Below are 23,672 nucleotides of genomic sequence, written 5' to 3'. Positions count from 1 at the left end.
TACTGCTATTTAGCGTAGTCTTTTTCTCTTAAAGATAAATACGTTGAGTCTTTCTACCTGTTCAAAAAAGAAAAATGGCTTCTATAAGAAAACCATCATTCTGTTTCATAATCTGCTGATTTTACTATCTTTTCCAAGAGAAACAAAAATATACATCTTTCTCAACGCAGAAAATCATATATTGGCATTGTATAATGTTAACATAGCCAAAAATAACCGTCAACGTTTTTTTGATTTTATGATATAATATCCTTTTTTCTTTTCTACAACTTCGACTTCAGAAAATACTTCTTCTAGTTTCTTCAGCGCAGATGGTGCACCTTGTTTCTTTTGAATAACAATCCACAACTCCCCACCTGGAACTAAATGTTCTATAGCTTTTTCTAAAATCTCATGCACGATATCTTTACCTGCACGAATTGGAGGATTAGATAGAATAGCAGCATACATACCATCTACATTTTCATAGACGCTACTTTGAAAAATGTGCACATTTCCAATTCTATTGTTAGCGGCATTTTCTTTCGCAAGCTCAAGTGCCCTTTCATTCACATCCACCATGTGAACTTTACGGTCTTGAAACTCTTTCGCCAACGATAAACCAATTGGTCCATATCCACAACCTACGTCTAATATGTCACCTTTAATATCTGGCACTTGAAACGCTTCAATTAAAAGACGAGAACCAAAGTCCACTTCGTTTTTCGAGAACACCCCACGGTCAGATAAGAAAGTAAATTGAGATCCACGAAGCGTAAATTCCCATCGCTTACGATCACTTTTACTAGAAGGGTCGTTAGAAAAATAATGGTCTGCCATATGGCCACCTCTTTTCTTTACAGTTAAAAAAAAAGCTCGCATGAGAGCGAGCTTTTTTTAAAGCATCAAAAGTTAATTACTTAACTTCTACAGCAGCGCCAACTTCTTCAAGTTTAGCTTTGATTTCTTCAGCTTCTTCTTTAGCAGCAGCTTCTTTGATTACTTTTGGAGTGTTGTCAACTAATTCTTTAGCTTCTTTTAAGCCAAGACCAGTGATTTCACGAACAACTTTGATAACTTTGATTTTTTGTGCACCAGCGCTAGTTAGTTCCACATCAAATTCAGTTTTCTCAGCAGCAGCTTCTCCAGCGCCACCAGCAACAGCTACAGGAGCAGCAGCAGTTACGCCGAATTCTTCCTCGATAGCTTTTACTAAGTCGTTAAGTTCTAATACAGTCATAGATTTAACTGCTTCAATGATTTGTTCTTTAGTCATTGTAAATATCCTCCCTTAAATAGGTTTGTATTGTTTTATCGATAATACGTAATTATCTTTTAAAAAATTAAGCGCCTTGCTCTTCCTTTTGGTCTGCAACTGCTTTAGTAGCAAGTGCAAGGTTACGGATTGGAGCTTGAAGAACGCTAAGAAGCATAGAAAGTAAGCCTTCACGTGATGGAAGAGTAGCGATAGCTTTAACCTCATCAAGTGTTACAAGTTTACCTTCGATTACGCCTGCTTTAATTTCTAAAGCTTCATGATCTTTAGCGAAGTCGTTTAATACTTTCGCAGGAGCAACTACATCCTCGTTACTGAACGCGATTGCGTTTGGTCCTGTTAAGAATTCATTTAACTCAGCCATTTCAGCAGATTCTGCAGCACGACGAGTTAGAGAGTTTTTGTAAACTTTGAACTCAACGCCAGCTTCACGTAATTGCTTACGTAATTCTGTTGCTTCAGAAACTGTTAAACCACGGTAGTCAACAACGATTGTAGATTTACTAGCGCGAAGTTTGTCCGCGATTTCAGTTACAACTTGTTGTTTAGTTTCGATTACTTTGCTCATGTTATTACACCTCCTGTAGATTATATAGAAGATGTACCGAAAGTGCACTAAAAACCTCCATGCCCAACTTGTAGACATGGAGGCATATAGTCACAGAAAAAAATTCCGCTTCGTATATTAACACCTAGGTAGGAAATTAAGTCTATTGACACCTACTGTCTACGGTACACTAATTAAATTCACAACATAAATGATTATATTAAAACTTCTTTATGAAGTCAACTTCCAAAATTTACGCTAATGTAGAAACGTCTACACGTACGCCAGGTCCCATTGTAGAAGCAACTGTTACGTTCTTCATGTAAGTACCTTTTGCAGCAGCTGGCTTAACTTTTTGTAAAGTGTCAGCGATTGTTCTGAAGTTTTCTACTAATTTAGCATCTTCGAAAGATACTTTACCGATTGGAACGTGGATGTTACCAGCTTTATCAACGCGGTATTCAACTTTACCAGCTTTGATTTCGTTAACAGCTTTAGTTACATCGAAAGTAACTGTTCCAGTTTTAGGGTTTGGCATTAAACCTTTAGGTCCTAATACGCGACCAAGTTTACCAACTTCACCCATCATGTCAGGAGTTGCTACTACTACATCGAAATCGAACCAACCTTGTTGGATTTTACCGATGTAATCAGCATCGCCTACGAAGTCAGCTCCAGCAGCTTCAGCTTCTTTAGCTTTTTCACCTTTAGCGAACACTAATACACGTTGTACTTTACCAGTACCGTGTGGAAGAACAACTGCACCACGGATTTGTTGGTCAGCTTTCTTAGGGTCAACACCTAAACGGAATGCAGCTTCTACAGTTGCATCAAATTTAGCTGTGTTTGTTTTCTTTACTAATTCTACTGCTTCTGTTGCAGAGTAAGCAGCTGCACGATCAACAAGCTTTGCAGCTTCTACGTACTTTTTACCTCTTTTAGCCATTTTTATTTCCTCCTCGAATGTGGTTTTAGCGGAATAACCTCCCACGTTTACGCTTATTTTCAGGTATAACCTGAGGATGCGCGCCACCCATTTATTTAAAAACGATAATCATTTACGATAATAAAGGTTGCGAATTGGAATTCCAGACCCGCAACCTTTTTTAAAAAACAAATCGAATTAGTCTTCGATAACGATGCCCATACTGCGTGCAGTACCTTCAACCATACGCATTGCAGCTTCTACGCTAGCAGCGTTTAGGTCAGGCATTTTAGTTTCAGCGATTTCGCGTACTTTATCACGCTTAACAGTTGCCACTTTATTACGGTTTGGTTCACCAGAACCAGACTCAATACCAGCTACTTTCTTAAGAAGAACAGCAGCAGGAGGAGTTTTAGTAATGAAAGTGAATGAACGGTCCTCAAATACCGTAATTTCAACAGGGATGATAAGACCAGCTTGATCTGCTGTACGAGCGTTAAACTCTTTACAGAAGCCCATGATGTTAACACCTGCTTGTCCTAATGCTGGACCAACTGGTGGAGCTGGGTTAGCTTTACCTGCAGGAATTTGAAGCTTTACCATTTTAATTACCTTTTTAGCCACGAGACACACCTCCTTAAGTCCGTGATGTGGTCAATTGGACAGTGATTTGCCCTCCCACGTCATATTTTATCTCTAAGGATAAAATCTTTCAAAAAACGTCTCCGATAACGAAGACGTACTGACTTAAAAGATATTATCACTTTTTACAATTCATTTCAAGTTTCATTTTATAATTTTTCAATTTGATGGAAGTCAAGTTCAACTGGAGTCTCGCGACCAAACATGTCCACAAGCACGCTAACCTTCTTCTTCTCCACATCAATTTCTTCGATAGCACCTGTATAATCTGCGAATGGTCCCTCATTTACACGTACTGTCTCATGAAGTTCAAAGTCGAAATCAACCACTTCGTTGTCCATTCCCATATGTTTCATAATGGTAACAACTTCCTCTTCTAATAGAGGTGATGGTTTAGATCCAGAACCAGAAGAACCAACGAACCCAGTTACACCTGGCGTGTTACGTACAACATACCAAGAGTCATCAGTCATGATTAATTCTACTAATACATAACCTGGGAACACTTTTCTTTTCATTAATTTTTCTTTACCATTTTTCATTTCTACTTCTACTTCTTCCGGGACAACAACACGGAAAATTTTATCTTGCATACCCATTGATTCTACACGTTTCTCTAGGTTTGCTTTTACTTTATTTTCATATCCAGAATAAGTATGGACAACATACCAACTTTTTTCCATTCATTTAGGACGAGCGTCCTTCCCTCCCTGACGTACATTTTTTTGCGCAAATGAAAAAACCCGTTCACCGGGCTTTTACACAGTTCTTATAAATAACATTATATCATGGATAAGTGCTTCTTATTCAAGAATTAACCAAGAATTAACCGAATTAAAGAAGAAATGCCCATATCAACTACTGCGAAGAAAATCGCAAAGAAGACAACTGTAGCGATAACAGTCGCTGTTGAACGGAGTAATTCATCTTTTTTAGGCCAACTTACTTTTTTCATTTCGCGACCTACATCGCCGAAAAAGTTCGTTAAACGCATCTACGGGACCTCCAGTGTATTATTTCAATTATTTATTTTGTTTCCTTGTGAACTGTATGCTGATTGCATGTTTTACAAAATTTCTTTATTTCAAGTCGCTCTACTGAGCTCGTATCTTTCATCGTAGAGTAGTTTCGATTTTTACACTCTTCACATGAGAGTACAACTTTTTTCCTCATTAGTTACACCAACCTTGTAACATTATGTCCCTAAAAATGTATCATACAATAAAAGACAATGTCAATGACATGCCTTTTGTACTCGCTACAAAAAGAAAACAGGTGATTTTTTACACCTGTAGCTCTTGTTATTAATTTGAAGTGGTACTCTCTCTCATTTCCATATACCGTTCCAATTTCCGCTTCACTCTCTGTAAAGCGTTATCAATAGATTTCACATGTCTATTTAACTGTTCCGAAATCTCTTGATAAGAACGACCGTCTAGATATAAAGAAAGCACTTTTCTTTCTAAATCGCTTAATAATTCAGATATTTTAGATTCTATGTCGGTATATTCTTCCTGACTTATAATCATTTCTTCAGGATCAGTTACCTTCGCTTCCGAAATAACATCTAATAATGTCCGATCAGATTCCTCGTCATAAATCGGTTTATCTAAAGACACATATGAATTTAACGGAATATGTTTTTGCCTGGTTGCTGTTTTAATAGCGGTAATAATTTGTCGAGTGATACACAGTTCAGCAAATGCTTTGAATGAAGACAGCTTGTCCTCTTTATAATCACGAATCGCTTTAAACAATCCAATCATACCTTCTTGAACAATATCTTCTCGATCGGCACCCACTAAGAAATAAGATCTCGATTTCGCGCGAACAAAGTTCTTATATTTGTGAATCAAATATTCTAGAGCGTCAGTATTACCTTTTCGAACTAACTCAACGATTGCCTCATCTTCTAAATCACGAAATGTAACGTCGCCTACACTTACGAAGCCTGCTTCCACCTTGATCCCTCCGACCGCTATTTATTTAGAAATATTATACAGTAAAAAGACAAAGAGCGTCAATGCTTCAACGCTCTCCTCTTCTTAATTTTTCTAACTTTTCTGTAATATCTTTACTAAATATCTTTCGCATAGCAGGTTGCTTTTCTTTTGTGTCTTGTGTACGCCTTCTTACTTGTTGCTCCATCGCTTGTACTTCCAACTCTAATTCCCGCGCAGATTTCCGGAGCGCACCTTGAGCAAATATAACCCATTGTTCCGTATAATCAGAAGTCGCAACATATATTTGCGTATTTATATTTCTAAGCTCAATTGCAAGTTGCTCTATCTTTTCATCTGCAGTTTGATTCTTCCTCGTGAATATAACTTCCACACGTGATTGTTTCATCTTTTTTTCAATACCGTGGACTGTATAAGCATCAAAAACGATCATTACCTTTGTACCTGTGTAACCTTGGTAATCCGCCATCTTATCAATCAGTGCATCTCTTGATGATTGCAAATCTACATCCCGTAGTTTTTTCAAGTCTCCCCAAGCTCCAATAATGTTGTAACCGTCAACGATTAAAATATCGTTCATTTTTTATTTACCAATTTCGTTACGTTTACGATATACCTCATACATTAACAAACTCGCGGCCACTGAAGCATTTAAGGATGTAACTTTACCAACCATCGGTAAAGTAATTAAGAAATCACATTTTTCACCAATAATACGACTCATACCTTTTCCTTCACTTCCAATTACTAATCCAATTGGCATTTTACCATCTAAATTACGATAATCCGTTTTCCCTTTTGCATCTGTACCAGCAATCCAAAGTCCACGTTCTTTTAATTCATCGATTGTACGAGATAAATTCGTTACACGTGCAACAGGAATATATTCAATTGCCCCAGTAGATGCTTTCGCAACTGATGCAGTAAGTCCCACAGCTCTTCTTTTCGGAATTATAATTCCATGAGCTCCTGTCGCATCCGCAGTACGCATAATAGAACCGAGGTTATGCGGGTCTTCAATTTCATCTAAAATTAAGAAGAACGGATCTTCGTTACGCTTCTCTGCTACTTTGAATAGATCTTCTAGCTCAGCATATTGATATGCGGCCACTTGAGCAATTACACCTTGATGGTTCCCCTCAACTAATTGATCTAACTTCTTTTTTGGTGCATGTTGCAAAATAATTTTATTTTCTTTCGCTAGTGCTAGTACAATTTGTACTTGTCCTTTGGCAGCACCTTCTGCGATCCAAATTTTATTAATATCTCTCCCTGATCGTAACGCTTCAATTACAGGGTTACGTCCGATAATATATTCACTACTCATGATGATGTGCCCCCTTCCTTTTCTTCTAGAACAGCAATTGCCTTATATACAATTTCGTCTAATCTTTCACGATTATTTAATAAGTGATGATAGCCAATTAACGCTTCAAAGGCTGTACTATGTCGATATGTTTGTACATCTGTATTTTTCGGAACAGTACCTGAATTTGCATTACGCCCTCTTCTTAGTACTGCCTCTTCTTCCTCAGTTAAAAATGCTGTCTCTAATAAATGATAAACAACTTTCGCCTGTGCTTTTGCCGAAACAAAGCTTGTCCCTAATCGATGCAACTGATTAGGACGAACCTTCCCTTTTTGAAGTAGGTGATAGCGGATATATTGTTCATATACCGCATCACCCATATATGCTAACGCTAAGCTGTTTAATTGCTTTGCATCAATCATTCTTATCCTCTTTTCCATCTTGTACCTTGAGCGGTATCTTCTAAAATAATATTACGATCTTTTAAATCATCGCGAATTTGATCTGATAATGCAAAATCACGATTTTTACGAGCTTCAATACGTTTTTGAATAAGCGCTTCAATTTCTTCATCTAGTAACTCTTCTTGCGCTAATTCTAACCCTAGAATATCAAATAATGTTTCAAGTTGTTTTACGTATGCTTGAATTACCACTGTAGACGTATGTTCTTCCAGTAAATATTGATTTGCATGATTTGCTACATTATATAACTCAGTGATTGCATTGGCAGTATTGAAGTCATCATTCATCGCTTCTTCAAATGCAGTTTGGAATTTTTTCAGGTCAGCTAACCACTTCTCATCATGATCTGTTAAATCCGTACTACTTTCCATACGGTGTTTTAAATTACCGTAAGCTGTTTTAATTCTTTCCAGTCCGTTATTTGTGCTTCGTAATAACTCTTCACTGAAATTAATTGGATGACGGTAATGTACTGATAGCATAAAGAATCTAATTAACTGCGGATCATATTGCTTAATGATATCGTGAACTAAAATGAAGTTCCCAAGTGACTTAGACATTTTCTCATTATTAATATTAATATATCCATTGTGCATCCAATAACGTGCAAATGTTTTTCCTGTTAACGCCTCAGACTGCGCGATTTCATTCTCGTGATGAGGAAATGCCAAGTCTTGACCACCAGCGTGAATATCAATTGTATCCCCTAAGTATTTACGCGCCATTGCCGAGCACTCGATATGCCAGCCTGGGCGACCTTGACCCCAAGGGCTTTCCCAGAAGATTTCTCCTTCTTTCGCAGCTTTCCATAGTGCAAAATCAAGAGGGTCTTGTTTCTTTTCTCCTACTTCAATACGCGCACCGTGACGTAAGTCCGCGATCGGTTGATGTGATAACTTACCGTACCCTTCGAATTCCTTCGTTCTAAAGTACACATCCCCTTCTGATTCATATGCATATCCTTTATTCACAAGTTCTTGAATAAATTCAATAATGATGTCCATATTTTCTGTTACACGCGGATGAACTGTTGCATGTTTGCAACCTAGTGCCGTTACATCTTCAAAGTACGCTTCCACGAAACGGTCCGCAATTGTCGGCACATCTTCGCCTAACTCATTTGCCGCTTTAATTAATTTATCATCTACGTCAGTAAAGTTAGATACATACTGCACATCGTATCCTTTATATTCTAAATAACGGCGCACTGTATCAAATACCATAGGTGGTCTTGCGTTCCCGATGTGAATATAGTTATAAACTGTAGGTCCGCATACATACATCTTTACCTTATTTTCTTCTAATGGAATAAACTCTTCCTTTTGACGTGTTAACGTATTATAAATGTGAATAGTCATTTTTATCCTTCCTTTCTACCTTTACTTCAAGTTGTTTTTTCAATTTATCAAGTTCTACTTCCATGACCTTTAATTTATCAAAAATTGGGTCTGGAAGATCGGAATGATTCAATTCTTGACCAATCTTTACGCCATTTTGAATAACGACTCGGCCAGGTATACCTACAACTGTAGAATGTGCAGGGACTTCTTTTAATACGACAGAACCTGCTCCAATTTTAGAATTCTCTCCAACTGTAATCGAACCCAGTACTTTAGCACCTGTTGCAATTAATACATTATCCTGAATTGTAGGGTGCCTCTTTCCCTTTTCTTTACCCGTACCACCTAATGTAACTCCTTGATAGATTGTTACATTATCACCAATTTCGCACGTTTCTCCAATTACAACCCCCATTCCATGGTCAATGAAAAAACGACGACCAATTGTTGCTCCTGGATGAATCTCAATGCCAGTAAAGAAACGACTAACTTGTGAGATCCAACGTGCAATAAAGAAGAAATTCTTTTTATAAAAAGCATGTGCAATTCGATGGGCCCAAACTGCATGTAATCCAGAGTAAGTCAAAATGACTTCGAAATAACTTCTTGCCGCTGGATCCTGTTCAAAAACGACTTCAATATCTTCCCGAAGCCTCTTAAACATCGACGTTCCCTCCCCTTTATGGGCTGCTTTTTCGAGTGAACTAACTCCCTACTTATCCCCCTAAATCTTTATACACGTGGATAAAACTTATACTCATACCCAATTTTACGGTATAAAAAAAGACGTCTCTGTCATATTGACAGAGACGCCTTATAAGCGCGGTTCCACTCTGTTTAGGCTAAAAAAAGCCTCAAACTCATCTCTGATAACGGTGTACACCGCTTCTGCTTACTTTACGTCCTAAGACGTTTCGCAAAACAATTTGCTGTTCAGCAGAAGACTCGAAGGGGCATTTCAAAAATCCGCTTATAAACCACTTCCAGCCTAAGGTGGTTCTCTCTGTAAAAAGCCTGATTTTCTACTTCTCCTTCTCGTCGCTTTTCCTTATTAGGTTTTAAGTATACTTATTATATTTCTAAACCTAGAAAATGTTAACCAATTACTTTTTGAAGACGATTTAAAACTTTTTCTTTTCCAAGAAGTGCAATAGCATTAGGAAGCTCTGGACCGTGTGTTTGACCAGTAGTTGCAACACGGATTGGCATAAATAAGTTTTTACCTTTATGACCTGTTTCCTTTTGAACTGCTTTAATAGCCGCCTTAATTGCTGCCGGTTCCATAGCTTCTAGTGCTTCTACTTGACCAGCAAATGCACGAAGTACTTCTGGTACTTGTTCACCTTTTAATACTTCTTGTCCTTCTTCTTCATAATCAACATGATCTTTGAAGAACATTTCAGAAAGCTCTACAATTTCAGCTCCAAAGCTCATTTGTTCATGATATAACGCAATTACATCACGAATCCAAGCTTGTTCTTGTTCACTTAAAGTTTCACCTATACGTCCAGCCTTCACTAAATGCGGTAAGCTTAATTCTACCACCGTATCTAAATCTTGCTTTTTCATATATTGGTTGTTCATCCATTTTAGTTTTTGAGAATCAAATAATGCAGGTGATTTTGATAAACGAGCTGCATCAAACATTTTGATAAACTCTTCTTGAGAGAAGATTTCTTCTTCTCCTACTGGCGACCAACCTAGTAGTGCAATAAAGTTAAAGATTGCTTCTGGAAGATATCCAAGCTCTTTATATTGCTCAATAAATTGAATAATAGATTCATCACGCTTACTTAATTTTTTACGGCTTTCATTTACAATTAAAGTCATATGACCGAATTGCGGAATATCCCAACCGAAAGCTTCATAAATCATCATTTGTTTTGGCGTGTTTGAAATATGGTCATCACCACGAAGTACGTGTGTAATTTCCATTAAGTGATCATCTACTGCTACTGCAAAGTTATAAGTTGGAATTCCATCTTTTTTCACGATAACGAAATCACCGAAATCATTTGAGTGGAATGCAACTTCATCTTTTACAATATCTTTAAATGTGTAATCACGGTCAGCTGGTACGCGGAAACGAATACTTGGAATACGTCCCTCAGCTTCAAATTCTTTCACTTGCGCTTCAGTTAAATCACGGTGGTTACCTGCGTAACGAGGTGTTTCACCACGAGCAATTTGCCCTTCGCGTTCTGCTTCTAGCTCTTCTTCTGTCATATAACATTTGTAAGCTAAACCACGCTCTAATAAATCTTCATATAACTTTTTATAAATATCTAAACGCTCTGTTTGACGATATGGTCCAAATTCACCACCAACATCAACACCTTCATCCCAGTCCATACCGAGCCATTTCAAGTATTTTAATTGGCTTTCTTCTCCACCAGCAACATTACGTTTTACATCAGTATCTTCAATACGAATAATAAACTTACCATCTTGATGACGAGCAAATAAATAATTAAATAATGCCGTACGCGCATTTCCGATATGTAAGTGTCCTGTTGGACTTGGCGCATAGCGCACTCTCACTTGCTTTTCCATAATTGGTACACCTTCCATTCTTAATGTCAACACATTCTATAATTGTACACCAAAAAAATGTGATTATCCATCTTACGAATTAAAAACCATTATTTTTTCTGTAATAAAACAACTGCTTGAGAAGCAATTCCTTCTTCTCTACCTGTAAATCCTAATTTTTCTGTTGTTGTTGCCTTTACATTGATATTATCGATAGACGTTTCTAATAGCTCACTAATGCGTTTGCGCATACTTTCAATATGTGGTGCCATTTTTGGCTTTTGAGCAATAATTGTACAATCTAAATTCCCTAATTCATAACCTTGTTCACGCACAAACTCCCAAACCTTTTGCAATAATACAGCTGAATCAGCATCTTTAAAGGCAGGGTCTGTATCAGGAAAATGTTTCCCAATATCTCCTGCTGCAATTGCACCTAAACACGCATCCGCGATTGTATGTAACAATACATCTGCATCAGAGTGACCGATTAATCCTTTCTCATGTGGAATTGTAATTCCGCCAATAATTAACGGTCTACCTTCCGCGAATTCATGCACATCAAAACCTTGTCCAATTCGAAACATTTTTTACATCCTCCTCGAGCTAAACTACTGAGCTTTATGATTCTATATTATATCGCTATCCTTATAAAGAAAAGCCCGGCCTTTGCCGAGCTTCTCTTCGCTATAATCATTGCTATCATTTCTTTTGAACGTGAAGAAAACTTTCAGCAATTAGTAAATCCTCTGGGGTCGTCACTTTAATATTATAGTAACTCCCCTCTACTACACCTACTTGCTTCCCGATACGTTCTACGAGACTTGCATCATCTGTACCAAGGAAACAACTCTGCTTCGCACTTCTATGAGCTTCTAACAAAAGAGAAACAGAGAACCCTTGCGGTGTTTGAACAGCTTTAAGTTGAGATCTTTCTACCGTTTCGACAACAACACCCTGCTCTACTTTCTTAACAGTATCTTTCACTGGCACCGCACAAATGGAAGCTCCATATTTTTCTGCTGCAGTTAATACGTCTTGGATCACTTTATTCGTTACGAACGGGCGCGCACCGTCATGTACAAGAACATACTCAACATCACTCGTATGCTGAATCGCATTATATACACTATCTTGTCTTTCAGCTCCACCTTGAATAAATTGTACTGGCTTTGCAACCGGATACTTTTGCATTAACTCTTCAAAATACGGACGCTCTTCTTCGTTAATTGCCATAATAATATTTTTACATGCTTTATCCTGTTCGAAAGCACGTAACGTATGCACAATAATCGGTACTTCATTAATAAGTAAGAACAACTTATTTTTGCCAGCACCCATCCGCTTTCCTTGACCAGCTGCTGGAATAATTAATGTATACATATTAATAATCCTCTACTTATAATGCTTTTTCTAATAATTTACGTTTGGCAAAAATCATGCGCCCAGCCGACGTTTGTAACACACTCGTAACGAGTACATCGAGTTGTGAGCCTACATATTCTCTACCATCTTCTACTACAATCATCGTGCCGTCATCTAAATATGCTACACCTTGATTTTGTTCTTTTCCATCTTTTACAACATAAACACTTAATTCTTCACCTGGGAGTACAACAGGTTTAATTGCATTAGCTAAATCATTAATGTTTAACACCGTTACCCCTTGTAATTCAGAGACTTTGTTTAAGTTGAAGTCATTCGTTACTACCGTTCCGCCAGTGATTTTCGCCAACTTTACAAGTTTGCTATCCACTTCCTGAATATCATCGAAATCGCCTTCATAAATTTCTACCGGGATCGGCATCTCTTTTTGAATACGATTTAAAATATCTAATCCTCTGCGACCACGATTACGTTTTAAAGCATCAGAAGAATCGGCAATGTGCTGAAGTTCTTCTAACACGAATTGCGGAATGACAATTGTTCCTTCTAAAAACTTTGTTTGGCAAATATCAGCAATACGTCCATCGATAATTACACTTGTATCGAGAATTTTCCAATGCGCTAAAGATTCTTCTACCTCATTTTCTGGTTCTTCATTCTCACTATTATTATTTTTCTTCTTCCCACGTTGTGGTAATGTAAATAATCCTAGCAATTCATTCCTCTTTTTAAACCCTACTTGGAATCCTAAATATCCTAGTAAAAGAGTAAAGAACACTTGCAACACTGTACTAATAACTGGAATTGTAAATTCACGAATTGGTATTAAAATTAAATACGCAACAATAAGCCCAGAGATTAAACCTAATGTACCAAACAAAACATCTGCTACAGGCGCTTTTACAAGAGCCTCTTCAATATGCTTAATAAGTTGAACAATATAATCTACAAGCCAAAATGTTGTTAAAAATAAAATAATTGCACCAATAATTGCACGAACATACGATCCTTCCAATAAAGGAACGGCACCGATGTCTAATACATTAATAACTTTTGGGATTAAGTAAATCCCTAACGCTCCCCCGATTACTAAAAAGAAGAGCTGTACAATCCGTTTTAACATCCAACCACCTCCTACTCATTATTAACCATTGTTTCGCTAATCAAAACGCCGAATGCAAAAGCGGACGTGTTTTTTTATAAATAGTTTTATTTACCAATATATCATATCATATACCAAAAATGTTCTAGTGTCGTTATATTATGGAATCAATGTAATATTCTTAATTGTGTCTACTCATATAGAGATGCTCTTGAATTCTTTTTAGGCCTTCTCGTATTTTCTTCGCCCTGACTTCTCCAATTCCTTCCACATCATCTAATTCATTAATAGTTGCACGACAAACACCTTGCAAAGTTTTAAATCGATTAATTAAATTTTCAATGATAAGTGGTGGAACACGCGAAATTTTGCTTGTGATTCGGTATCCTCTCGGCGTCACACTTTCTTCTAAACTCGTTTGTCCTGGGTATCCAAGCAATTTAACTAAATCACTGTCCTCTAGAAGTTGTGTATTCGCAAGTTCTTGTAACTTTTTCAAAATTTGATGATGGTCTTGTGTTTTTTCTTGATAGTAATCTTTAATTAATAGCGCTGCCTCTGCTTCTAAGTCGGCTAATAGTTCCGTAAGTTGTAAACGAATTAACCTACCTTCTGTTCCCAATTCATGAATATAGCTCAATATTTCATTTTTAATACGTAGTACCATTTCAACACTATGTAAAACATGGACTACCTCGGACATTGTAACAACCTCTTCAAATTCTAGAATGCCCAAATTCGTAATCCCATCATTCCATACAGCCTTATATTTTTCTAACGTTTGGATAGCTTGATTCGCCTTTGTTAAAATAACGCCTATATCTTTTAGTGTATAACGTAAATTCCCTTGATATAGCGTAATTACGTTACGTCTTTGTGAAATAGCCACAACAAGGCTGCCTGTCTGCTTTGCTACACGCTCCGCCGTTCGGTGGCGCATACCTGTCTCAATAGAGTCAATAGATGACTCTGGAACTAACTGTGCGTTCGAAATCAAAATTTTACTTCCCGTTTCATTTAAAATAAGTGCCCCATCCATTTTTGCTAATTCATATAAACTAGCTGGAGAGAATGCACAATTAATATGAAAACCTCCATCAACAATACTTTTAATCTGCTCATTATATCCAAGAACAATTAATCCCCCTGTTTGTGCGCGAAGTACATTATCTATCCCTTCGCGCAGTGGTGTTCCCGGGGCCACAAGTTGTAAAATATTAATCATACTTTTGACACGTTGCTTGTTTTCTTCCATAGCCTAGCCTCCTAATGTCAAACGAAGTGCTTCTCCTAAATTAGATACACCAACTACCTCAATCCCATCTGGAATTGTCCATCCTCCCAAATTTTTTCTAGGAATAATAGCGCGTTGAAATCCTAATTTAGCTGCTTCTTGTACACGTTGTTCAATTCTTGATACTCTTCTTATTTCTCCAGTTAATCCTACTTCTCCTATTACTGCATCGGTTGGTGCCGTAGATTTATCTCTAAAACTTGAAGCTATACTTAAAGCGACAGCTAAATCAATTGCTGGTTCATCTAACTTCAAACCACCTGCTACTTTTAAATATGCATCCTGATTTTGCAATAATAAGCCTGTTCTTTTTTCTAGCACTGCCATAATAAGCGATACACGGTTATGATCAATTCCCGTTGCCATTCTTCGAGGGTTTCCAAAACTAGTAGGGGAAATTAATGCTTGTATTTCTACTAAAACTGGTCTTGTTCCTTCCATTGAGGCAACCACTGTTGATCCTGCAACCCCAACTGGTCTTTCCTCAAGAAAAATTTCAGAAGGGTTTAATACTTCTGCAAGGCCAAGCTCTTTCATTTCAAAAATACCCATTTCATTCGTAGAACCAAAACGATTCTTTACTGCTCGCAAAATGCGGTATGTATGATGACGGTCTCCTTCAAAGTAAAGAACTGCATCGACCATATGTTCTAACATACGAGGTCCTGCAATTGCTCCCTCTTTTGTCACATGTCCAACGATAAAAATAGGGATTCCTTTCGTTTTTGCAAGTTTCATTAATTCCGCTGTACATTCACGAACTTGTGCCACACTTCCCGGTGCTGATGTTACTTCAGGTAGATGTATTGTTTGAATAGAATCAATAACAACAAAGGCTGGGTTCACCTCTTCAATATGTGTTGCAATTCGCTGTAAGTCCGTCTCTGATACAACAAATAGATTACTACCATTTACATGTAAACGATCCGCACGCAGTTTAATCTGTTTTGCTGATTCTTCACCCGATATATATAGGACATCATATGAAGAATCCGCTAATTGTGATGATATTTGTAATAGTAACGTTGATTTTCCAATCCCGGGGTCTCCACCAATCAGTACTAAGGATCCATCTACAATCCCGCCACCAAGTACACGGTTAAATTCTTGAAATTTTGTTTCAATACGCGCCTCAGACTTTGTTTCCACTTCTGTTAGACGTCTTGGTTTTGTTACTTCTGTTTGAATTGCATTCGCATAATTAAGGCGCCTTGATGATACAACCGGTTCCATCTCTTCAACAAGCGTATTCCATTGACCACATCCAGGGCATTTCCCCATATATTTTGGTGACTGATACCCACACTCTTGACATGTGAATTTTGTTTTCTTTTTAGCCATATCGTTTTATATCTCACTTCACTTTCATCTATAAACAATTTATCCTTATCGTACAAGAAAGAGGGCTATCTCGTAGCCCTCTTAGTTTGTCTATACTTATTTTACCTTTTCAGCACTATGAATGACAAATGATTCTCCTTCAACATCAAAGATAACTTTTTGTCCTTTCTCAATAGCACCTTTTAAAAGTTCTTCCGATAGTCTATCTTCTACATGTTTCTGAATTGCTCTACGAAGCGGACGAGCACCGTACTCTCGGTCAAACCCTTTATCAGCAATAGCCGAAATCGCTCCTTCTGTTAAATGCAATTCAATTTCTTGCTCTTTTAAGCGATTTACTAACTGATTTACCATAAGTGTTACAATCTCTTGAATATGTTTTTTCTCAAGCATATGGAACACGATAATTTCATCAATACGGTTTAAGAATTCTGGACGGAATGCCTTTTTCAGTTCATCCATTACTTTACCTTTCATATCTGAATAATCGCGGCTCTCATCTTGTACGTTAAATCCAAGATGTTTATTACGTTTTAACGCTTCTGCACCAACGTTAGATGTCATAATAACAATTGTATTACGGAAATCAACTGTACGCCCTTTAGAATCTGTTAAGCGACCATCTTCTAATACTTGTAGTAAAATGTTAAACACATCAGGATGAGCTTTCTCTACTTCATCTAATAAGACAACTGAATATGGCTTACGGCGAACCTTTTCTGTTAATTGTCCACCTTCTTCATATCCAACATATCCTGGAGGAGATCCAACTAAACGAGAAGTAGAATGCTTCTCCATGTACTCAGACATATCGATGCGAATCATTGCATCCTCATCACCGAACATAGATTCTGCCAACGCTCTTGCTAGCTCCGTTTTACCTACACCTGTTGGTCCTAAGAAAATAAATGAACCAATCGGACGTTTCGGATCTTTCAAGCCTGCTCTAGCACGACGAACAGCTTTCGCTACAGCTACTACCGCTTCATCTTGACCAATAACACGATCGTGAAGAATCGATTCTAAGTTTAATAATTTATCAGTCTCTGTTTGTGCAAGCTTAGAAACCGGGATACGAGTCCACGTAGAAACAACATTTGCAATATCTTCTACTGTCACTTCTGAGTTTTCTTTTCCTTGTTGCTCTTTCCATTGACGCTTCGTATCTTCTAACTTCTCACGTAAACGTTGTTCCATATCACGTAAGGAAGCAGCTTTTTCAAACTCTTGACTTTGTACAGCTGCATCTTTTTCTTTTCTAATTTCCTCAAGCTTCACTTCAAGCTCTTTTAGATTTGGTGGTGTTGTATAAGAGCGTAAGCGAACCTTTGAAGCAGCTTCATCAATTAAATCAATTGCTTTATCTGGTAAGAAACGATCTGTAATATAACGATCTGAAAGCTTTACAGCTGCATCAATTGCATCATCTGTAATAGATACGCGGTGATGTGCCTCATAACGATCGCGTAAACCTTTCAAAATTTGAGTTGATTCATCTAAACTTGGCTCATCAACGTGAATTGGTTGGAAACGTCTCTCTAAAGCTGCGTCTTTTTCAATATATTTGCGGTATTCATCTAACGTTGTCGCTCCAATACATTGTAATTCCCCACGAGCTAAAGATGGTTTTAAAATGTTCGATGCGTCAATAGCACCTTCTGCTCCACCTGCACCAATTAATGTATGAAGTTCATCAATAAATAGAATGATATTTCCTGCTTGGCGGATTTCATCCATTACTTTCTTCAAACGGTCTTCAAATTCACCACGGTATTTCGTTCCGGCTACCACTGTACCCATATCTAGTGTCATAACACGCTTATCTCTTAAAGTTTCAGGAACTTCATTATTTACGATTTGTTGTGCTAATCCTTCTGCAATTGCCGTTTTACCTACACCAGGCTCCCCAATTAATACAGGATTGTTTTTCGTTCTACGGCTTAAAACTTCAATTACACGTTGAATTTCTTTACCACGTCCAATAACAGGGTCTAAACGATTTTCACGTGCAACAACTGTTAAATCACGTGCTAAGCTATCAAGTGTTGGTGTATTTGCATTTGTTGAAGAACCACCTTGATGACCTGAACTTGCTTCATTACTTCCAAGAAGTTGCAATACTTGTTGTCTTGCCTTATTTAAGCTAACACCTAAGTTATTTAAAACACGTGCTGCTACCCCTTCACCCTCGCGGATTAAACCAAGTAGAATATGTTCTGTTCCAACGTAAGAATGACCTAATTTACGAGCTTCATCCATAGACAGCTCAATAACCTTTTTAGCACGCGGTGTATAATGTACGGTTTGAGAAGCTTCTGTTCCGCGTCCAATTAACGCTTCTACTTCTTTTTGAACTTTCTCCGGGCTTAATCCAAGAGCAATCAACGCTTTTGCTGCAATTCCTTCACCTTCGCGTACAAGCCCAAGTAAAATATGTTCTGTTCCAATATTGTTATGCCCAATACGAATCGCTTCCTCTTGAGATAAAGCTAATACTTTCTGTGCTCTTTCTGTAAATCTTCCAAACATCATAGAAATCGCCTCCTACTTGCGCTTAGTTTTTTTCAATACGTAATCGCTCACGGATTAAGGTTGCTCTTCGATAATCTCTTTCTTCTGGCCCTAAAGGTCCTCCCGCATATTGTTGTAAAATGCCTGGTTGTGTAAGAACCATTAGCTCAGTCAAAATATTTCTCGATATACCTTTTATATATCCTAAATCAATACCAAGTCGTAAATCTGATAAGCAATTGGCTGCTTCCGCAGATTGAATTAAACGACTGTTGGCTAGTATGCCATAAGAGCGATAAACTTTATCTTCAAGCTCAATACTTGAATTTTGTACAATTAATTCTCTAGCCATCTTTTCTTGCTGTATGATTTGTTGAATGACACTCTTTAAATCTGCAATAATATCTTCTTCAGATTTTCCTAGCGTCATTTGGTTTGACACTTGAAATATATTACCTAACGCTTCGCTACCTTCACCGTATATTCCTCTTACTACTAACCCTAATTTTTGAATTACTTGTATAATACGGCTAATTCTTTTCGTTAAAACGAGCCCTGGTAAATGGATCATTACGGAAGCCCTAAGTCCTGTACCAACGTTAGTAGGGCAGCTCGTAATATATCCAAGTGATTCATCAAAAGCATATTCAACCTCTTTCTCAATCCAATTATCTATTTGATTGGCACTTTGAAGGGCCTCTGATAACTGCAATCCTGAAAATAAGCACTGAATCCGAATATGGTCTTCTTCATTCAGCATAACACTAATATGTTCGTTTTCTGACAATAGACACGCTCCATATTCTGTTCCTGCAAGGTTGGGACTAATTAAATGCTTTTCAACTAATACTCTCCTTTGAAGAGGCGTTAATTCATTCATTTTTAATAGTTCAAACTCTCCAAAAGGTTCTACTGTTTTATTTATAAATTCCTTTTTAAATAATTCTTGAATCTGTTTAGCTTCTTCTTCGTTTTGCATAGTAGAGAATTGATATTTTTTAAAATTACGAGCCAAACGAATTCGACTACTTAAAACAATATCAGAATCAGGGCCATCTCCCTTCATCCATGGACTAATCGCTTCATTCATAATTTTGTCCAGTGACATAGAACTATTCCCCCTCTCTATGCTCACTAAGCTGAGTTTCAAGATTTCTAATTTTATCCCTTACTCCAGCAGCTTTCTCAAATTCCTCTTTCTGTACGTATTGTTTCAGAATGAGTTTTAGTTCATCTAATTCTTTCTTTAAGTGAATATTTCCTTCTATACGCTTCGGAATTTTTCCACAATGATCTGTATGCCCGCCGTGAAGACGTTTTAATAACGGCTTTAAATGTTCCTTAAATGTATCGTAACAAGAAGCACATCCAAAGCGTCCTACCTTTGTAAGTTGCTCATATGTCATTTTACAATTTGGACATCTTAATATATTTGTGTTCGAAAATCCGCTTTTTTCTTCTTCAAACATTGTTGATTCACCATGTAATAACCCAGCAAATAAATCATGGAATGAAAAGTTAGACTGCGATGATTGAAAGAAAGACGTATAGCCACTTTGTTCTGCACATTGCTCACAAAGATGAACTTCCGCCTTCTTTTCGTTAATTACTTTTGTATAATGTAAAGTTGCTGGTCTTATATTACAGTTTTGACAAGTCATCACTATCCCCACCTTTACAACAGGAACGATCTATCTCATAGTACTTTTCATACATTACTAGACTGTTCACTTTCCTTTATTCGTTTACATAAAAGTGCGTGTTCTTTTTTCAAAACTTCTACAATATTTAACTGCCTTATCTTTTAGTTATTATTCTTTTACAAAAGCTGTATTTATTTATATTTCAGTGTTCTTAACATTGCGCATAATATTCGAGCCCTAAGTTCATCTCGAGAAGGAACATCCATTGATAATACAGAACGATCTAGTACGCTTAACATAAGTTTAGCTTCACGATTCGTTATGATTCCCTCTTCTATTAAACGTATAATCATACTCTCTGCATTTCCTTGCGCAACGCTATGATCAATCATATGAAGCATTTGATCAATAATGTCTATATCGTCATGCAGTTTGACTTTTATAATGCGAATGTAACCTCCTCCACCACGTTTACTTTCTACTACAAATCCTCTTTCTAACGTAAAACGGGTATTGATCACATAATTGATTTGAGATGGTACGCACTCGAATCGATCCGCAATCTCATTTCTCTTGATTTCAATCACATTATTATTACTTAAGTCAATAACTTGCTTTAGATATTGCTCAATGATATCAGATATATTTCTCATTTATCCGCCACCTTTATTGACTTTGACTATCTTTGACTTTAATTATATACGTATTAATAAAATTTGCAACTCTTTTGCTTATTTACTATCCTAGCCACATTCCCCTGTATTTAATCAAAATAATAATTATTTAAATACATTTTTTATTACTATGGATTATAAAAGAAAACACGAAAAAACACGAGTCATTTGACTCGTGCTTAGTTGCTTGGCGACGTCCTACTCTCACAGGGACAAGGTCCCAACTACCATCGGCGCTAGAGAGCTTAACTTCCGTGTTCGGTATGGGAACGGGTGTGACCTCTCTGCCATCATCACCAAACTATTGAAGGCATATTCCTTCAAAACTAGATAACATTTGCTACATATTATATGGTTAAGTCCTCGATCTATTAGTATTCGTCAGCTCCACATGTCACCATGCTTCCACCTCGAACCTATCAACCTGATCATCTTTCAGGGATCTTACTAGCTTACGCTATGGGAAATCTCATCTTGAGGGGGGCTTCATGCTTAGATGCTTTCAGCACTTATCCCTTCCGCACATAGCTACCCAGCTATGCCCTTGGCAGAACAACTGGTACACCAGCGGTGCGTCCATCCCGGTCCTCTCGTACTAAGGACAGCTCCTCTCAAATTTCCTACGCCCACGACGGATAGGGACCGAACTGTCTCACGACGTTCTGAACCCAGCTCGCGTACCGCTTTAATGGGCGAACAGCCCAACCCTTGGGACCGACTACAGCCCCAGGATGCGATGAGCCGACATCGAGGTGCCAAACCTCCCCGTCGATGTGGACTCTTGGGGGAGATAAGCCTGTTATCCCCGGGGTAGCTTTTATCCGTTGAGCGATGGCCCTTCCATGCGGAACCACCGGATCACTAAGCCCGACTTTCGTCCCTGCTCGACTTGTAGGTCTCGCAGTCAAGCTCCCTTATGCCTTTGCACTCTACGAATGATTTCCAACCATTCTGAGGGAACCTTTGGGCGCCTCCGTTACACTTTAGGAGGCGACCGCCCCAGTCAAACTGCCCACCTGACACTGTCTCCCGGGTCGATAAGACCCGTAGGTTAGAATTTCAATACAGTCAGGGCGGTATCCCACCAGCGCCTCCACCGAAGCTAGCGCTCCGGTTTCAAAGGCTCCCGCCTATCCTGTACAAACTGTACCAAAATTCAATATCAGGCTACAGTAAAGCTCCACGGGGTCTTTCCGTCCTGTCGCGGGTAACCTGCATCTTCACAGGTACTATAATTTCACCGAGTCTCTGGTTGAGACAGTGCCCAAATCGTTACACCTTTCGTGCGGGTCGGAACTTACCCGACAAGGAATTTCGCTACCTTAGGACCGTTATAGTTACGGCCGCCGTTTACTGGGGCTTCAGTTCAGAGCTTCGCTTACGCTAACCCCTCTCCTTAACCTTCCAGCACCGGGCAGGTGTCACCCCCTATACTTCGCCTTACGGCTTCGCAGAGAGCTGTGTTTTTGCTAAACAGTCGCTTGGGCCTATTCACTGCGGCTTTCCGTTAAGAAAGCACCCCTTCTCCCGAAGTTACGGGGTCATTTTGCCGAGTTCCTTAACCAGAGTTCTCTCGCACACCTTAGGATTCTCTCCTCGCCTACCTGTGTCGGTTTGCGGTACAGGCACCTTTTATCTCGCTAGAAGCTTTTCTTGGCAGCGGGGAATCAAAGACTTCGCTCCATAAGGAGCTTCCCCATCACAGCTCAGCCTTTACGATAAGCGGATTTGCCTACTTATCAGCCTAACTGCTTGGACGTGCACAACCAATCGCACGCTTCTTCTATCCTTCTGCGTCCCTCCATTGCTCAAACGATAAAGAGGTGGTACAGGAATATCAACCTGTTGTCCATCGCCTACGCCTGTCGGCCTCGGCTTAGGTCCTGACTAACCCTGAGCGGACGAGCCTTCCTCAGGAAACCTTAGGCATTCGGTGGACGGGATTCTCACCCGTCTTTCGCTACTCATACCGGCATTCTCACTTCTAAGCACTCCACCAGTCCTTCCGGTCTGACTTCACTGTCCTTAGAACGCTCCCCTACCACTGATACCATTCGGTATCAATCCGCAGCTTCGGTGGTGTATTTAGCCCCGGTACATTTTCGGCGCAGAGTCACTCGACTAGTGAGCTATTACGCACTCTTTAAATGGTGGCTGCTTCTAAGCCAACATCCTAGTTGTCTAAGCAACTCCACATCCTTTTCCACTTAATACACACTTTGGGACCTTAGCTGGCGGTCTGGGCTGTTTCCCTTTTGACTACGGATCTTATCACTCGCAGTCTGACTCCTAAGGATAAGTCATTGGCATTCGGAGTTTGACTGAATTCGGTAATCCGATGAGGACCCCTAGTCCAATCAGTGCTCTACCTCCAAGACTCTTACACTTAAGGCTAGCCCTAAAGCTATTTCGGGGAGAACCAGCTATCTCCAGGTTCGATTGGAATTTCTCCGCTACCCACACCTCATCCCCGCACTTTTCAACGTGCGTGGGTTCGGGCCTCCATTCAGTGTTACCTGAACTTCACCCTGGACATGGGTAGATCACCTGGTTTCGGGTCTACGACCACGTACTAAACGCCCTATTCAGACTCGCTTTCGCTGCGGCTCCGCCTCTTCAGCTTAACCTCGCACGGGATCGTAACTCGCCGGTTCATTCTACAAAAGGCACGCCATCACCCGTTAACGGGCTCTGACTATTTGTAGGCACACGGTTTCAGGATCTCTTTCACTCCCCTTCCGGGGTG

General features: G+C 38.8%; 24 protein-coding genes, 2 rRNA genes and 2 other annotated features (1 of these 28 running past the window's edge). All 26 genes read right to left on the bottom strand.

Features of this window, described 5'->3' with window-relative positions; translation table 11 throughout:
- Window positions 1-219: 219 nt before the first annotated feature.
- Window positions 220-819 carry a class I SAM-dependent methyltransferase gene (locus NLJ82_RS00625; RefSeq protein WP_000763281.1) on the bottom strand — a complete coding sequence of 200 codons (600 nt, stop codon included), beginning with the start codon at window positions 817-819 and terminating at the stop codon, window positions 220-222.
- Between the two features lie 76 nt (window positions 820-895).
- The gene (rplL, locus tag NLJ82_RS00620) at window positions 896-1,255 is read right to left on the bottom strand and encodes a 50S ribosomal protein L7/L12 (RefSeq protein ID WP_000159736.1); all 360 of its coding nucleotides are present in this window, start codon (window positions 1,253-1,255) and stop codon (window positions 896-898) included.
- Between the two features lie 67 nt (window positions 1,256-1,322).
- On the bottom strand, window positions 1,323-1,823 hold the full coding sequence (gene rplJ, locus NLJ82_RS00615) for a 50S ribosomal protein L10 (protein WP_000048716.1): 501 nt from the start codon (window positions 1,821-1,823) through the stop codon (window positions 1,323-1,325).
- A gap of 39 nt (window positions 1,824-1,862) precedes the next feature.
- Window positions 1,863-2,006: a sequence feature (ribosomal protein L10 leader region), on the bottom strand.
- A gap of 49 nt (window positions 2,007-2,055) precedes the next feature.
- Window positions 2,056-2,748, bottom strand: coding sequence for a 50S ribosomal protein L1 (gene rplA, locus NLJ82_RS00610; RefSeq protein ID WP_002020168.1), 693 nt, complete (start codon window positions 2,746-2,748; stop codon window positions 2,056-2,058).
- 177 nt (window positions 2,749-2,925) lie between these two features.
- On the bottom strand, window positions 2,926-3,351 hold the full coding sequence (rplK, locus tag NLJ82_RS00605; RefSeq protein ID WP_001085872.1) for a 50S ribosomal protein L11: 426 nt from the start codon (window positions 3,349-3,351) through the stop codon (window positions 2,926-2,928).
- 167 nt (window positions 3,352-3,518) lie between these two features.
- The gene (gene nusG / locus NLJ82_RS00600; protein WP_000415794.1) at window positions 3,519-4,052 is read right to left on the bottom strand and encodes a transcription termination/antitermination protein NusG; all 534 of its coding nucleotides are present in this window, start codon (window positions 4,050-4,052) and stop codon (window positions 3,519-3,521) included.
- 131 nt (window positions 4,053-4,183) lie between these two features.
- On the bottom strand, window positions 4,184-4,363 hold the full coding sequence (gene secE, locus NLJ82_RS00595) for a preprotein translocase subunit SecE (protein WP_001241321.1): 180 nt from the start codon (window positions 4,361-4,363) through the stop codon (window positions 4,184-4,186).
- A gap of 32 nt (window positions 4,364-4,395) precedes the next feature.
- Complete coding sequence (gene rpmG, locus NLJ82_RS00590; protein ID WP_002070160.1) at window positions 4,396-4,542, bottom strand: 50S ribosomal protein L33; 147 nt, start codon at window positions 4,540-4,542, stop codon at window positions 4,396-4,398.
- Window positions 4,543-4,673: 131 nt separating this feature from the next.
- Window positions 4,674-5,330, bottom strand: coding sequence for an RNA polymerase factor sigma-70 (locus NLJ82_RS00585; protein WP_000387199.1), 657 nt, complete (start codon window positions 5,328-5,330; stop codon window positions 4,674-4,676).
- A gap of 67 nt (window positions 5,331-5,397) precedes the next feature.
- Complete coding sequence (locus NLJ82_RS00580) at window positions 5,398-5,910, bottom strand: NYN domain-containing protein (protein ID WP_000997883.1); 513 nt, start codon at window positions 5,908-5,910, stop codon at window positions 5,398-5,400.
- 3 nt (window positions 5,911-5,913) lie between these two features.
- A complete protein-coding gene (rlmB, locus tag NLJ82_RS00575; RefSeq protein ID WP_000093759.1) occupies window positions 5,914-6,657 on the bottom strand; it encodes a 23S rRNA (guanosine(2251)-2'-O)-methyltransferase RlmB in 744 nt (247 codons plus the stop codon).
- Window positions 6,654-7,061 carry a Mini-ribonuclease 3 gene (locus NLJ82_RS00570; RefSeq protein WP_000564261.1) on the bottom strand — a complete coding sequence of 136 codons (408 nt, stop codon included), beginning with the start codon at window positions 7,059-7,061 and terminating at the stop codon, window positions 6,654-6,656. Before NLJ82_RS00570 ends, rlmB begins: the two co-directional genes overlap by 4 nt.
- A gap of 2 nt (window positions 7,062-7,063) precedes the next feature.
- Entirely contained in the window at window positions 7,064-8,461 is a 1,398-nt protein-coding gene (gene cysS / locus NLJ82_RS00565; RefSeq protein WP_000152259.1) for a cysteine--tRNA ligase, read from the bottom strand.
- Entirely contained in the window at window positions 8,442-9,107 is a 666-nt protein-coding gene (cysE, locus tag NLJ82_RS00560) for a serine O-acetyltransferase (RefSeq protein WP_000476500.1), read from the bottom strand. Before cysE ends, cysS begins: the two co-directional genes overlap by 20 nt.
- A 138-nt stretch (window positions 9,108-9,245) precedes the next feature.
- Window positions 9,246-9,491, bottom strand: a binding site (T-box leader).
- A 47-nt stretch (window positions 9,492-9,538) separates the two neighbouring features.
- Window positions 9,539-10,996, bottom strand: a complete 1,458-nt coding sequence (gene gltX, locus NLJ82_RS00555; protein ID WP_000415154.1) for a glutamate--tRNA ligase — start codon at window positions 10,994-10,996, stop codon at window positions 9,539-9,541.
- 89 nt (window positions 10,997-11,085) lie between these two features.
- Window positions 11,086-11,562: a 2-C-methyl-D-erythritol 2,4-cyclodiphosphate synthase gene (ispF, locus tag NLJ82_RS00550; protein ID WP_000488386.1), complete on the bottom strand. Its 477-nt coding sequence runs from the start codon at window positions 11,560-11,562 to the stop codon at window positions 11,086-11,088.
- Window positions 11,563-11,677: 115 nt separating this feature from the next.
- Window positions 11,678-12,358: a 2-C-methyl-D-erythritol 4-phosphate cytidylyltransferase gene (gene ispD, locus NLJ82_RS00545; protein WP_000288304.1), complete on the bottom strand. Its 681-nt coding sequence runs from the start codon at window positions 12,356-12,358 to the stop codon at window positions 11,678-11,680.
- A gap of 16 nt (window positions 12,359-12,374) precedes the next feature.
- A complete protein-coding gene (locus tag NLJ82_RS00540) occupies window positions 12,375-13,484 on the bottom strand; it encodes a PIN/TRAM domain-containing protein (protein WP_000919684.1) in 1,110 nt (369 codons plus the stop codon).
- 160 nt (window positions 13,485-13,644) lie between these two features.
- Window positions 13,645-14,718 carry a DNA integrity scanning diadenylate cyclase DisA gene (gene disA, locus NLJ82_RS00535; protein WP_000392171.1) on the bottom strand — a complete coding sequence of 358 codons (1,074 nt, stop codon included), beginning with the start codon at window positions 14,716-14,718 and terminating at the stop codon, window positions 13,645-13,647.
- A 3-nt stretch (window positions 14,719-14,721) separates the two neighbouring features.
- Window positions 14,722-16,098 carry a DNA repair protein RadA gene (gene radA / locus NLJ82_RS00530; RefSeq protein WP_001085212.1) on the bottom strand — a complete coding sequence of 459 codons (1,377 nt, stop codon included), beginning with the start codon at window positions 16,096-16,098 and terminating at the stop codon, window positions 14,722-14,724.
- A gap of 96 nt (window positions 16,099-16,194) precedes the next feature.
- Window positions 16,195-18,630, bottom strand: coding sequence for an ATP-dependent protease ATP-binding subunit ClpC (gene clpC, locus NLJ82_RS00525; RefSeq protein WP_000971179.1), 2,436 nt, complete (start codon window positions 18,628-18,630; stop codon window positions 16,195-16,197).
- Window positions 18,631-18,652: 22 nt separating this feature from the next.
- Window positions 18,653-19,717: a protein-arginine kinase McsB gene (gene mcsB / locus NLJ82_RS00520; RefSeq protein ID WP_000050825.1), complete on the bottom strand. Its 1,065-nt coding sequence runs from the start codon at window positions 19,715-19,717 to the stop codon at window positions 18,653-18,655.
- Between the two features lie 4 nt (window positions 19,718-19,721).
- Complete coding sequence (gene mcsA / locus NLJ82_RS00515; RefSeq protein WP_000128382.1) at window positions 19,722-20,270, bottom strand: protein-arginine kinase activator protein McsA; 549 nt, start codon at window positions 20,268-20,270, stop codon at window positions 19,722-19,724.
- A 173-nt stretch (window positions 20,271-20,443) separates the two neighbouring features.
- Entirely contained in the window at window positions 20,444-20,905 is a 462-nt protein-coding gene (ctsR, locus tag NLJ82_RS00510) for a transcriptional regulator CtsR (RefSeq protein ID WP_001244563.1), read from the bottom strand.
- 206 nt (window positions 20,906-21,111) lie between these two features.
- Window positions 21,112-21,227: ribosomal RNA gene (gene rrf / locus NLJ82_RS00505) — 5S ribosomal RNA — on the bottom strand.
- A 50-nt stretch (window positions 21,228-21,277) separates the two neighbouring features.
- Window positions 21,278-23,672, bottom strand: a 23S ribosomal RNA gene (locus NLJ82_RS00500) (it continues 528 nt past the right edge of the window).

The sequence above is a fragment of the Bacillus paranthracis genome (assembly GCF_024296885.1).
In the GTDB taxonomy this organism is placed as follows: domain Bacteria; phylum Bacillota; class Bacilli; order Bacillales; family Bacillaceae_G; genus Bacillus_A; species Bacillus_A paranthracis.
This window is presented reverse-complemented; position numbering and strand designations above follow the sequence as displayed.